Raw genomic sequence first — 12,202 nt, 5'->3', positions numbered from 1 at the left:
ACTGCATACACTGAGTCGCATCCACTGATCAATCCCCTGGAGACGAACACATGAGCAAGACCCACTACAAAATTGCAGTGATCCCCGGCGACGGTATTGGCAAGGAAGTGATGCCCGAAGGCGTCCGCGTGCTGGATGTGGTCGCGAAAAACCACAATCTGCAGCTGCAATGGGATTGGTTCGATTTCGCCAGCGCCGATTATTACCTGGCCCACGGCAAGATGATGCCCGACGACTGGTTCGAGATTCTCAAGGGCTATGACGCGATTTATTTCGGTGCCGTCGGTTGGCCGGATGTAGTGCCGGATCATATTTCCCTGTGGGATTCGCTGTTGCAGTTCCGCCGCGAGTTCGATCAGTACGTTAACCTGCGCCCGTGCCGCCTGATGCCCGGCGTCAAGGCGCCGCTGGCCAATCGCAAGCCCGGCGACATCGATTTCTGGGTGGTGCGCGAGAACACCGAAGGCGAGTATTCCAGCGTTGGCGGCAAGATGTTCCCCGGCACTGATCGGGAAATCGTCCTCCAGGAAACGGTGATGACCCGCATCGGCGTCGACCGCATACTGAAGTTCGCCTACGAACTGGCGCAGAGCCGGCCGAAGAAACACCTGACCTCGGCCACCAAGTCCAACGGCATCGCCATCACCATGCCGTACTGGGATGAGCGCGTCGTGGAAATGGGCAAGAAATACCCTGAAGTCAAGGTGGACAAGTACCACATTGATATCCTCACCGCGAACTTCGTCCTGCACCCGGACTGGTTCGATGTGGTGGTGGCCAGCAACCTGTTCGGCGACATCCTCTCCGACCTCGGTCCGGCCTGCACCGGCACGATTGGCATCGCGCCATCGGCGAATATCAACCCGGAGCGGCACTTCCCGAGCCTGTTTGAACCGGTACACGGCTCCGCACCCGACATCGCCGGCAAAGGCATCGCCAATCCCATCGGGCAGATCTGGTGCGGCGCCATGATGCTCGAACATCTGGGTCATCCCGAAGCTGGCGCCGAAGTGTTGACCGCCATCGAGACCGTCTTGGCCATGGGCCCGGAACGCGCGCCGCTGACGGCCGATATTGGCGGTACCGGCAACACCGAATCCCTGGGCAAAGCCATCGCAGCGGCCTGCGAGCGCTGAAATAAAGCGCAATCTCCCGTTTGCCAGACGAGAAACGGGGGATTGTTGCGTTCGAATCAGGCATCTTCATCCCTCACTTCAGCGCTGTGAGAACCACCATGACCTTGCTGTTCAAGATCGATGATGCACGTGGCCAAGTCTGGAAATCCCTGTTCCGGCAACATGCGCCAGACATCGACGTGCGTCTGGAATCCGACGGCGGTGATCCGGCTGACGTGCGCTATTTCGCCTCGTGGATCGCGCCCAAGGCGTTGCACAGCACTTACCCCAATCTGCAAGTGGTGTTCGCCACCTCGGCGGGCGTCGATCAGTTCGACCTGAGCGAACTGCCGCCGCACATCGACGTGGTGCGCATGCTCGACCCCGGCATTGCCCAGGGCATCATCGAATACGCCTGTTTCGCCGTGTTGAGCCTGCATCGCGACATCCCGCTGTACCTCGACCAGCAACGCCAGCATCAATGGCAAAACCGGCCGCTGGTGCCTGCCAGTCAACGACGCGTTGGCGTGATGGGCCTGGGCAATCTGGGCGTGGCGGTGCTGCAAAGCCTGCAAGCGTTCGGCTTTGCCCTGAGCGGCTGGGCACGCTCGGCCAAAACCATCGAGGGCGTGCAGTGCTTCGCCGGACAGGAGCAACTCAAGCCGTTTCTCAATCAATGCGATGTGCTGATCTGCCTGTTGCCGCTGACCGATGACACGCGGGGCATCATCAACGCCGAGCTGCTGGCGGCCCTGCCCCAAGGCGCAAAACTGATCAATCTGGGGCGCGGCGGGCACCTGGTGGAAGCCGATCTGCTCGACGCGTTGGCGTCAGGCCAGATTGATCGGGCGATTCTCGACGTGCTCAACGACGAACCTCCAGTTGATGACCATCCTTACTGGCAACACCCACGCATCTGGCTGACCCCGCACATTGGCGCGATGACATCGCCGCAGACGGCATTCGAAGTCCTGCTGGCCAATATCCGCCGCCATCAACGCAACGAATGCATGCCGGGCACTATCGACCGTAACGAAGGATATTGAGCCACGGCACCCTGACCATATCCAAAACGTATCGAACCGCAACTTTCTATATATTTTTAATTCCCTATCGCAAGCATTAGCCTTTGGAAACCGCGCGCTGTGACGAGCAGATGCGCGGTAATAATTCTAAAAATAAAAAGGCAACACGCCCGGGAATAAAAATGCACAAATCCCCTTCTGCTCTAGGTTTTACCACTGCTGTGCTGGTTTTTTCGATGGCTCTGCCGTCCATGGCCGAGGCCGACTTTCTAGAAGACAGCAAAGCCGAACTCGAACTGCGCAATTTCTATTTCAACAGTGACTATCGTCAGGACGGCGCCGCTCAGTCCAAACGCGACGAGTGGGCACAAGGCTTTCTCCTCAAATACGAATCGGGCTTCACCGAAGGCCCGGTGGGTTTTGGTGTCGATGCCATGGGCTTGTTCGGCCTCAAGCTGGACTCCGGACCGGATCGCCAGAACTCGGGCCTGCTGCCGGTAGGTGACGAAAAGGCGCCGGATAATTATGGCCGCAGCGGCGTGACCGGCAAGGCGCGGATTTCCAAGACCGTGCTGCGCGTCGGCACCTTGACCCCCAAACTGCCCACCGTGCTGCCCAACGACGGCCGACTGTTGCCGCAAACCTTTCGCGGCGCCCAGGTGACGTCCACCGACATCGACCGCATGACCCTCAATGCCGGACAGCTGACCAGCAATACCCTGCGCAACGTCAGCGGCCATGACGATATTGAAGTGGCGGCCAAAGGCGTCAAAGGTGCCGTGCCCAGCGATCAATTCAACTTCGCCAGCGCCAGCTACGCCTGGGACAAAAACCTCACCACCAGTTACCACTACGGCGCACTGGAGAAGAACTACAAGCAACACATCTTCAATATCGTCCACACCTTGCCCATCGGCGAATCCCAGTCGTTCAAGACTGACCTGCGCTACGCCGACTCCAGCAAGGATGGCAATACCAACATTGATAACCAGGCACTCGGCGCGCGCTTCACCTATCGCATCAGCGGGCACTCGTTCGGCGCGGCCTGGCAGAGCATGAAAGGTGAAACCGGATTCCCGCACCTGGATGGCACCGATTCGTACCTCGTCAACTACGTGATGATCTCGCCGGACTTCGCCAACCCCGAAGAGAAATCCTGGCAGGCGCGTTATGACTTCGACTTCGCCAGCGTCGGCATTCCCGGCCTGACCTTCATGACCCGCTACCTCAAAGGCGACAACTTCGCCCGCACCAAAACCCTGGAAGGCACCGAGTGGGAGCGCGACACCGATATCAGCTACGCGTTCCAGAGCGCGCCGTTGAAGAACCTCGAAGTGACATGGCGTAACGGCAGTTATCGCAGCAACGGCACTGGCAACGACATCGACCAGAACCGCTTCATCGTCAGCTACACGCTGCCGCTGCTGTAAGCCCAATCAATCACTGACACGCCTTGGAATTCCCGGCATTCGTCGGGAACGGAGACCTGAATGAACACCAAGAAAACCCTGATCCACCTTGCCGTGGCCTATGTCCTGGCCACCAGTTACGGCGCCTATGCCGCGAACACGGCCGATGTTCCTTGCAGCACTACCGAACAATGCGCCGCCCAGGCCGCAAAAATCGGCGCCACGGTGGATAAATCCCAAGCCAGGGGCGATAAATCCGAAAGCCAGTTTTCCTGGCTGAACCGGATCAACAAGGCTTCAATCGTGATGCTCACCGAAGAAGGCATCGTCAAGCCGGAGATGGGCCGCAAGATTGCCGGGGGCGTGCGCTTCGCTATTGATCAGGCGGACAAACCCGGCGGCAAGCAGCCCAGCGATGTGTTGCAGCTTGAACAGATCATGACCGACAAGATCGGCCCTGAAGCGTCGCTGATTCACTCCGGCCGCAGCCGCCAGGACATGCTCGCCACTTACCGCCTGGCGAAGTTGCGCTTTCAGGTGCTGGCATATGCCGATGCGTTGAACTCGACCCGTCAGCGCGTGCTTGAACTGGCCGCGAAAAACGTCAACACCCTGGTCCCGGCGTACACCAACGGTGTGCAGGCCATGCCCATCAGCTATGCCCACTATCTGCTGGCGTTTGAAGCCGCTTTCGACCGTGACGGCCAACGCATCCGCGAGCTGTACACACGTCTGAATCAGAGTCCGATGGGCACGGCGGTGCTGGCGAACTCTGCTTACCCGCTGAACCGAGAACGTCTGGCGCAGCTGCTCGGCTTTGATAGCGTGCGGGAAAACTCCCTGGACTCCAGCCAGGTATCGACCTACGACATTCCGCTGGAAGCGGCGAATATCGCGTCGTCGTCGGCGATTCGGGTCGGCGCCATGATCGGCGACATTCACACGCAATATCACCAGATCCGCCCTTGGCTGCTGCTTGATGAAGGTTCGACTTACACCAGCAGCGCCATGCCGCAGAAGCGCAACCCTGGCCTGTTGATGCGCGCCCGTGAATCGGCTTCGGATGTGGTCGGCCTGGCGCAAACCGTGACCTTGCGCGCGCATAACGTCACCACCGGCATGACTGACTACAAGTTCGCCTTCGATTCCCTGGGGCTGTTCGCCTCGACCAAGGACATGTTCGACGGCATGAACAGCGTGCTGGATGCGTTGCAGGTTAATCCGCAACGGGCGCTGGACGAGCTTGAATCGGAATGGACCACTTCCATGGAACTGGCCGACACCCTGGAACGTCAGCACAAGGTGCCGTTCCGCATCGGGCACAGTTTTGCTTCGCTGATCGTCACCGAAGCCCGGGACAACGGCACAACACCCAAGACCTTCCCGTTTGCCGATGCGCAGAAGCTCTACACCAAGGCCGCTGACAAATACAACTGGACGCCCAACACGCTGCCTCTGGACGAAGCCGCGTTCCGCGCAGCACTCTCGCCGGAAAACATGGTCAAGACCCGCAAAGGCACTGGCGGTCCGCAGCCACAGGAAGTGCAACGCATGCTCGCCGAAGCACGGAAAACGCTGTCCGCCGACCAAGGCTGGTTGCAGGAACGCCGCCAGAAAATCACCCAGGCCGACGGCGATCTGGACCGTGCGTTCGAGAAGCTGCTGGATTCGAAGGGCTGATACGACACCAAAACCCTATGGGAGCTCACGAGCAGCGCGAGGCAGCGATATCACCCGTCTGACACACCGATTCGCGGCCGTCGTAACCTCCGAACGCTCCCACAGGGATCGTGCTCACATGCGATAACGTCAACAACCTGCCAACCCCTGCCGCAACGCAACCCGGTCAATGGACCCCTGCCAGCGGCAGATGACCAGACACGCGACGCAATTGCCCAGCACGTTGGTCAGGGATCGACATTTCATCAGGCGCTCGACGCCCAGCAACAGCCCCACGCTTTCCAGAGGAATGACATGCAGCATGTTCAAGGTGGCGATCAGGGTAAAAAACGCCGAGCCCGCGACACTGGTCGAACCCAATGACGTCAGCATGCAAATCAGTACTACACCGATCAATTGCACACTGCTCAGCTCCACTGCGGCGAGATGGGCAAGAAACATCACCGAGGTGGTGACGTAAATATTTGACCCGCTCAAGTTGAAGGTATACCCGGTGGTCAACACCAGACGCACAACTTGACGATCACACCCCAACTTTTCCAGCTTGCTTATCAGCCCTGGAATTGCCGCCACCGATGCGCCAGTGAATGTCACCAGCAATAGCTCTTCCTTGATATAAGCGCTCAGGCGCCACAAACTTATCCCGACCGCACGGGCGATACTTGCCAGAATAAAAATGACAAACAGCGCACACACCAGATACATGACAACCACAAATTTAAACAGCGGAAGAATTGACACAACCCCATATTTACCCACGGTAAATGCCATGGCACCGAATGCAGCGGCAGGAGCGAACTTCAAGATCAGGCGCAATACTCGAAATAACAGGCTGATTGTGACTTCCAGACGGGCCTGCAAAACTTCCCCCACCTGCCCGATCCGGGGCAATAGCAGCCCGGAAATCACCGCCAACAACATGACCTGAAGCACCAGACTCTGCGCCAAAGCCCTGCATATGCTGGACCATACGTCTCCCACGGAGAGTTCGCCGAACAGCTCGAGTGCCGACGGCGCCGGGTCGGCAAGTGCAGCCACCGCCCCGACAGGAAAGATCTGCGCTGTCGTCGTATCCAGACTGAACAACAGGGCTGTAGTCATCCCCAATAACAGCGAAACAATCGACATCAGCTGGAAATAAATAAATACCTTGCGCACCAGTCGCACATGTTTGCCTTGCTGGTGCAGACTCGCCACGCCGGAGCACACCAGCAGGTACATAATGAAAGGCATCAGTAAACCGATCAATTTCACGAAACCATCGCTCAACGGTTTCATGTAGACGGCCAGATCCGGACGCAGCAATCCCAACAGGACGCCACAACTAATGGCGAGCAGGATTTGCAGGGTTGCGTTCTTCAGAAGCTTGACAGGCATCGAGGCTCCGCCACAAAAAATATTATTGTTATTGTCGCAATGTCTCGGCTTCAGCCATAGTAGTCACGCGGATAATGAACCTCGGCATAATCTGTTTTTGGCCGCCCCGCAATAATAAGTCTTGGCACAGGATATACCAACATGGAACTTCGACATCTGCGTTATTTCGTCATGGTGGCCGAAGAACGACATTTCACCCGTGCGGCGGCGCGCCTGAATATGCAGCAACCGCCGCTGAGCCAGCAGATCCGCGCGCTGGAACAGGAACTGGGTTTCGAGCTGTTCAAACGCCATCCCAAGGGTGTCGATCTGACGGCGGGCGGGCTGGTATTTCTTGCCGAAGCCCAGGACATTCTGAGCCGGGTCGAACAAGGTGCGCTCAAGGCATCCCGGGCCGCCAGCGGTATCGAAGGCACGCTGGTCATCGGCTTCACCAGTTCCGCCGCCACGCATCCGCTGATCCCGCAAATCATCCGCGCGTACCGCGAACGTTATCCCGGTGTCGAAGTGGCGCTGAAGGAAGGCAGTGCCCGGGAGCTGACTGAAGAAGCCATCGAAGGCCGTCTCGATGTGGGCATTCTCCGGGCACCCGTGGGTCAGCACCAGAGCATCCAGTTTCATCGCCTGCATAACGAAGAAATGCTCCTGACCTTGCCAGTGCGCCACCCATTGCTCGCTCAGGTGGACGCGTCGATGCAGCTACCGGAAATCTCCATCAACGCACTCAAGGATGAAAAGTTCATCCTGGTACGTCGCCCCGGCGCGCCGGGCATGTATGCGAATCTGATCAAGGCTTGTCAGAACGCCGGTTTCAATCCGCACATCGCGTTTGAGGTGGAACGTATGCTGACCAACGTCAGCCTGGTGGCGGCGGGCGCCGGGGTGTCGATTGTTCCGGCCTCCATGAAGGATGTGCACCGCGAAAGCGTCGTGTACTGCCGGATTCTCGATGCCCGGCCGCGCCTTCTTGCGCCGCTTACACTGGTTTGTCGCACCTTCAATCCGCCCGCGCCATTGGAAAACTTCATTCTGCTGGCGCGGCACTTGAGCACGATCTATCGCAAGGGATAAGCGCAAAGGCTGAGGGTCAGCGCAGCACCGAACTCAGGTACTGCCGGGTGCGCTCTTCCCGTGGCGCGGAGAAAATCTGCCGGAGGACCTTGCTCAATGATGCGCCCGCTGTCGAAGAACACCACGCGATCCGCCACTTCCCGCGCGAAACCCATTTCGTGGGTGACGACGATCATGGTCATGCCTTCCTTCGCCAGCCCTTTCATGACGTTGAGCACATCGCCGACAGTCTCCGAGTCCAGCGCGGAAGTCGGCTCGTCGAACAGCAACAGGCGCGGGCGCATTGCCAGGGCGCGCACAATCGCCACGCGTTGCTGCTGACCGCCGGACAGTTCCGAGGGATAGCCGTTGGCCTTGTGGCGCAAGCCGACGCGATCAAGCAATTGCAACGCACTTTCCCGGGCCTCGGCCTTGGACATCCGCTTGAGCTTGACGGGCGCCAGGGTCACTCATTGACGCTCAGGGGTGACGCCCAGGGTCATCCAGCGTTTTCGCCAGCAAAACCCGGACGTGGCCATTTCGATTCACACCAGCGACTCGCCCACTGCCACGCACTGGACCGCCTCGCAATACTGCGATCTGGGCCTGGCGTCCTACATTGGCGAAGAAACGCCGGGAGTGAACCCGACGCTGATACATGGGTATTGAGATACGCCCTTTCCGCCCGCAGATCCGCTTCTCGACTTACCTGCTGTTGCCAGCGGATCGCCCGCAAAGCCTGCTGTCACAGCGCTTCGGCGCGCTGATCACCGAGATGCTCCCCGAGGCGGCCAAGGATTGGCAGTGAATGTTGGTCCCGCTGGATCGAGCGGGCGACGCTCCAATTCGCCCGCGAATAATCGATCCCGTTGGAGCGAGGCTTGCCCGCGAAGAGGCCGGTGTGAATTGCGCAAATCTAAGTCGACGGCACCTACACCTCGCGGATAAATCCGCTCCTACCCAGACTGTGTGAAAACTACTGCGCTCGACAATACTGCGTTAAAAACAGGCGAAAAATGCTCATTTAGAACACCTAGACTCCGCTTTTTCGCCTGTTTTTGCCTTGTCTTGTCATCGCTCGTGACGTTTTCACACAGTCTGTACAGGGTCATTGCATTTTAATTTCAAAATCGCCGCGATCCTGTAGGAGAATCGGCGCGATCCTGTGGGACCGGATTTATCCGGGAAGGCGTCGGTTCAGTCAGCGAGATAGTTGGAGCCAGTCCTGGCCCCTTCGCGAACAAGTTCGCTCCCACAATTTGAAAGTCGGCGCGATTCCAAAGTCGGCGCGATCCTGTGGGAGCGAGGCTTGCCCGCGAAGAGGCCGGTGTGAATTGCGCAAATCTAAGTCGGCGGCACCTACACCTCGCGGATAAATCCGCTCCTACAGGGTGGCCGCATTTCAGCCCAATCCCAGCAGAAAATCCTGCACGTAGGGCACCACGGAAATACCGGCGTGAGCGACGTTGGGCACGATGTCTTGCTGCACACGAATATCGTGGGCCTGCAGGTTGCGGGCGAGCGTGGCGTTGCGCTCGACACGGGTGCTGCCCGCGTCGTTGATGCCTTCCCTGAATTGCACCGAACCTGGGGCGTAGTGGATCTCCCAGGTTTCCAGATCGGCTGCGCCCACCAACAACTGCACATCCACTTCGCGCAGCGCAGGCAGGTTCAGGTTCTTGCCGAAGATTTTCTCGATGCCACCGGTGCCGACCCACCAGTCGCGGTGGTCATCGATCAAAGTCACCGAACCGGGCGCGCCGATGGACACGGAGCGCAGGCGTTCCGGGTGCAGGTAATAGAACCGATTGGCGAAGTGTCCGCCGCCGGAGTAACCAAACAGCGAAAAGCGCTCGAAGGTAGTGTTCAGAACCTGCGCAACTTCATCGACCATGGCCAGCAAAACCTGGTCATAACGGATATCCCCTTCGACCAGATACTTGAAGCCATGCGGATTACCATCACCCAGCGGTCCTACCGGAAACAGCGGCGCAAGGATCACGTATTTGTTGAAACGTCCGAACTCGGCAAAGGCATCGCGGTATTCGACCATGGTGCGCCCGGTGCCATGCACGGCGACCAGCAAGCGGTGTTCTTCCGGGCATTGATCGAAACTTTGCGGCACGTACAGGCAGTACGCAAATCGTGGATCCATGCGGCAGGAAAAAGTTGTCGTGGCGCCACGGTAATAAAGCTTGCGACTGCGTGCTTCCGGGCTGTCTTCAGGATTGGCTAACATCATTAAACCTCGGCGTTTTATGCCATTATTGGCAGCCATTATTGGCGAAGGGTCGGCGACTGAGTCCTGGCCCCCGCTGCATGAAATTTTTTCGCCCGGTATCAAGCTATGTGTGGACGTTTCCATTGAAGAAAACCGTTACTGATCGCAGCCAACTGGTGGTGCTGATCTCCAAAGACATCAACGCGGGCATCCTCCCGGCGGGCAGCTGGCTCAAACAGATCGATCTGGAGGAGCGCTACGGCAGCTCCCGCCTCGACGTGCGCCGGGCGCTGGACCAACTGGTGGTCAAGCGCATGGTCGAACATCTCCCCAATCGGGGTTACTACGTGCATACGCCGGACCTCGCGCAGGTCTCCGATGCCCGGGAGATTCGTGTTGCGCTGGAGTGCGCGGCGGTCAACCAGATGATCGTCAGCGACGCCGACCTGGAGCAGCTCGACGCCCTCGCCCAACGTTTCAATACGCTGGTGCAGGAAGGCACGCTGCTGGAACGCTACAACGCAAACCTGGATTTCCATCGCACCCTCTATGAGCTGTGCAGCAACCGGCAGCTGATCGAATTCATTGAAGACATGCGCAGTCGACCACCGTCATCTCCCGGCGGAACCTGGCGTACCCATGTGCGGGCCGAGCAATCGAGCCGGGAACATTTCCAGATGGTCGATGCCCTGCGCAACGACGACCGTGAACGGCTCAAACAACTGATTGCCGCGCATATCCGCCAGATCCCGCTGGAGCAATGATCCTCAAGGCTTGACGCTGACGCCCCAGAGGCGCGGCTTCTGGCCGATCCACGAGTTGTAACCCTCGACTTTCTGGTTCAGCGCCATGATGTCCAGCCCGTTGTACATGACGATCATCGGCACCTGGTCGATGAAGCGCTCATGCAATTGGTCGAACAGCACCTGGCGCTTGCTGACGTCGCCTTCCTTCAGCGATTGCGCCAGCAGGTCGATGGCAACCGGGTCTTCCCAGCCTTTACGCGGTTCCTTGTCCTTGTTGCCGGTGACCTGTTCAAAGCTCAGTGCAGGATCGAAACGCGCCGAATAGGTGAACGACATAGCCTGGTAGCGACCGGTCTGGTAACGCTCCAGTTGCGTGCCCCACTCCAGCACTTCAACCTGAACATTCATGCCAACGGCTTGCAGCATGGCCTGGGTAATGATCGCCAGGTCATAACTGGGCACCATCGAGCGACGGTTGGCGACGATGGTCAGCGGCTGACCGTGGTAGCCGGCCTGTTGCAACAGCGCAGCGGCCTTTTGCGGGTCGTAGCTGAAACCGGCTTTTTCGGCGGCACCGTAATAGTTGGACGCCACGCTGACGATGGAATTGTTGGCAACACCAAAGCCATTACTGGTGGTCGCCACCAGTTGATTGACGTCGATGGCCGCCGCAATCGCCTGACGAATGCGCTTGTCCTTGAGCAGTGGATCGCGGGTCTGGAACATCAGCACGTTCATGGTGGCGCTGGGCGATGTCGAGACTTTCAGACTGGCGTGGCTCTTGATTTCCGGCAGATCGGTCTCGGTGACTTCGGCCATGTCCAGGTCGCCGGAAAACAGCGCGGCCTTGACGGTTGCCTGATCGGGGATGATGACGAAACGCACCTCATCAGCCAGCGCCTGCTTGCCGCCGGTGTAACCATCACGCGGGCCGCGCAACGACTGATATTTGCCGAATCGGGTCAGGCTGACGTATTGCCCGCGCTTCCACTCGCCCAACTGATACGGGCCGGTGCCCACCGGTTTGACAAACTCGCCCTGGGCATTGAGCGATGCCTTGTTCAAGACGCCGGTGCCGCCGCAGTCGGTGCGCGCCAGGGTTGCGAGGAACATGCCGCTGGGCTTTTCCAGACGCATCACGACGGTGTGCTCGTCAGGCGCCTGGATGTCGATCACCTTGGTCAAGCCACTGCCATCGAACTCTGACAGACAACGCCATTGCGTCTTGGGCTCCATGTCGCGTTTCCAGCTCCAGAGCACGTCGGCGGAGGTCAGCGTGTCGCCGTTGTGAAAGATCACGCCTTTGCGCAGCGTGAAGGTGTAGCTCAGACCATCGGCAGAAACGTCGACTTTCTCGGCGAGCAAGGGTTTGACTTCGCCTTTCTCACCGTAGGCCACCAGCCCCTCGACCATATGCAGCACGACCTGATCGGTGCGGTCATCGCGGTTGACGCCGGGATCCAGCCCGCGAACATCCGAGTTCAGCGCCAGACGTAACGGCTGGGCTTGCACGACACCGGCGCCGAGCATGGCAACCAGACCACAGGCCAGAGCCTTCTTCACAGAGCTTTTCATCAGC

Annotated in this window: 11 protein-coding genes and 1 pseudogene; 8 read left to right on the top strand and 4 right to left on the bottom strand. The window is 58.8% G+C overall.

All coding sequences use genetic code 11. The annotated features are described in order from the left end of the window. The first annotated feature begins 50 nt into the window (after positions 1-50). From AABC73_RS10860 to AABC73_RS10845, 4 genes are all read left to right on the top strand, one after another. Positions 51-1,136: a tartrate dehydrogenase gene (locus AABC73_RS10860; RefSeq protein ID WP_341523567.1), complete on the top strand. Its 1,086-nt coding sequence runs from the start codon at positions 51-53 to the stop codon at positions 1,134-1,136. A 98-nt stretch (positions 1,137-1,234) separates the two neighbouring features. Then, positions 1,235-2,161, top strand: a complete 927-nt coding sequence (locus tag AABC73_RS10855; RefSeq protein WP_341523566.1) for a glyoxylate/hydroxypyruvate reductase A — start codon at positions 1,235-1,237, stop codon at positions 2,159-2,161. Between the two features lie 161 nt (positions 2,162-2,322). Then, positions 2,323-3,570 carry an OprD family porin gene (locus tag AABC73_RS10850; protein WP_341523565.1) on the top strand — a complete coding sequence of 416 codons (1,248 nt, stop codon included), beginning with the start codon at positions 2,323-2,325 and terminating at the stop codon, positions 3,568-3,570. Between the two features lie 60 nt (positions 3,571-3,630). After that, the gene (locus tag AABC73_RS10845) at positions 3,631-5,229 is read left to right on the top strand and encodes an argininosuccinate lyase (protein ID WP_341523564.1); all 1,599 of its coding nucleotides are present in this window, start codon (positions 3,631-3,633) and stop codon (positions 5,227-5,229) included. Between the two features lie 129 nt (positions 5,230-5,358). On the opposite strand, the gene AABC73_RS10840 is transcribed toward AABC73_RS10845, so the two are convergent. Beyond that, complete coding sequence (locus tag AABC73_RS10840) at positions 5,359-6,606, bottom strand: cation:dicarboxylase symporter family transporter (protein WP_341523563.1); 1,248 nt, start codon at positions 6,604-6,606, stop codon at positions 5,359-5,361. 141 nt (positions 6,607-6,747) lie between these two features. On the opposite strand from AABC73_RS10840, the gene AABC73_RS10835 reads away from it, so the two are divergent. Next, positions 6,748-7,677: a LysR substrate-binding domain-containing protein gene (locus tag AABC73_RS10835; RefSeq protein WP_341523562.1), complete on the top strand. Its 930-nt coding sequence runs from the start codon at positions 6,748-6,750 to the stop codon at positions 7,675-7,677. Positions 7,678-7,693: 16 nt separating this feature from the next. Here the strand turns inward: AABC73_RS10835 and AABC73_RS10830 are convergent. Further along, positions 7,694-8,126 (bottom strand): annotated as a pseudogene (locus tag AABC73_RS10830) (ATP-binding cassette domain-containing protein); the annotation flags it as partial. Between the two features lie 16 nt (positions 8,127-8,142). Here AABC73_RS10830 and AABC73_RS10825 point away from each other — a divergent pair. Both AABC73_RS10825 and AABC73_RS10820 read left to right on the top strand, forming a co-directional pair. Continuing rightward, positions 8,143-8,325 carry a hypothetical protein gene (locus AABC73_RS10825; protein WP_341523561.1) on the top strand — a complete coding sequence of 61 codons (183 nt, stop codon included), beginning with the start codon at positions 8,143-8,145 and terminating at the stop codon, positions 8,323-8,325. Then, positions 8,315-8,464 (top strand): hypothetical protein, encoded by a 150-nt coding sequence (locus AABC73_RS10820; RefSeq protein WP_341523560.1) that lies wholly within the window; start codon positions 8,315-8,317, stop codon positions 8,462-8,464. The genes AABC73_RS10825 and AABC73_RS10820 overlap by 11 nt, the downstream gene beginning before the upstream one ends. Positions 8,465-9,058: 594 nt before the next feature. On the opposite strand, the gene AABC73_RS10815 is transcribed toward AABC73_RS10820, so the two are convergent. Then, complete coding sequence (locus AABC73_RS10815; RefSeq protein WP_341523559.1) at positions 9,059-9,895, bottom strand: alpha/beta hydrolase; 837 nt, start codon at positions 9,893-9,895, stop codon at positions 9,059-9,061. Between the two features lie 80 nt (positions 9,896-9,975). Here AABC73_RS10815 and AABC73_RS10810 point away from each other — a divergent pair, with 80 nt between their 5' ends. Continuing rightward, positions 9,976-10,641, top strand: coding sequence for a GntR family transcriptional regulator (locus AABC73_RS10810; RefSeq protein ID WP_341523558.1), 666 nt, complete (start codon positions 9,976-9,978; stop codon positions 10,639-10,641). A 3-nt stretch (positions 10,642-10,644) separates the two neighbouring features. On the opposite strand, the gene AABC73_RS10805 is transcribed toward AABC73_RS10810, so the two are convergent. After that, on the bottom strand, positions 10,645-12,198 hold the full coding sequence (locus AABC73_RS10805; protein WP_341523557.1) for an ABC transporter substrate-binding protein: 1,554 nt from the start codon (positions 12,196-12,198) through the stop codon (positions 10,645-10,647). Between the last annotated feature and the right edge of the window lie 4 nt (positions 12,199-12,202).

The organism is Pseudomonas sp. G.S.17, assembly GCF_038096165.1.
GTDB lineage: Bacteria > Pseudomonadota > Gammaproteobacteria > Pseudomonadales > Pseudomonadaceae > Aquipseudomonas.
Note: the sequence above shows the minus strand (reverse complement) of the source record. Positions and strands in the feature narration are given on the sequence as shown.

Excerpts from the sequence above, each read along its gene's own strand:
- AABC73_RS10860 (WP_341523567.1), top strand. The coding sequence starts at position 51 with ATGAGCAAGACCCACTACAAAATTGCAGTGATCCCCGGCGACGGTATT.
- AABC73_RS10855 (WP_341523566.1), top strand. The coding sequence starts at position 1,235 with ATGACCTTGCTGTTCAAGATCGATGATGCACGTGGCCAAGTCTGGAAA.
- AABC73_RS10850 (WP_341523565.1), top strand. The coding sequence starts at position 2,323 with ATGCACAAATCCCCTTCTGCTCTAGGTTTTACCACTGCTGTGCTGGTT.
- AABC73_RS10845 (WP_341523564.1), top strand. The coding sequence starts at position 3,631 with ATGAACACCAAGAAAACCCTGATCCACCTTGCCGTGGCCTATGTCCTG.
- AABC73_RS10840 (WP_341523563.1), bottom strand. The coding sequence starts at position 6,606 with ATGCCTGTCAAGCTTCTGAAGAACGCAACCCTGCAAATCCTGCTCGCC.
- AABC73_RS10835 (WP_341523562.1), top strand. The coding sequence starts at position 6,748 with ATGGAACTTCGACATCTGCGTTATTTCGTCATGGTGGCCGAAGAACGA.
- AABC73_RS10820 (WP_341523560.1), top strand. The coding sequence starts at position 8,315 with ATGGGTATTGAGATACGCCCTTTCCGCCCGCAGATCCGCTTCTCGACT.
- AABC73_RS10815 (WP_341523559.1), bottom strand. The coding sequence starts at position 9,895 with ATGTTAGCCAATCCTGAAGACAGCCCGGAAGCACGCAGTCGCAAGCTT.
- AABC73_RS10810 (WP_341523558.1), top strand. The coding sequence starts at position 9,976 with ATGAAATTTTTTCGCCCGGTATCAAGCTATGTGTGGACGTTTCCATTG.
- AABC73_RS10805 (WP_341523557.1), bottom strand. The coding sequence starts at position 12,198 with ATGAAAAGCTCTGTGAAGAAGGCTCTGGCCTGTGGTCTGGTTGCCATG.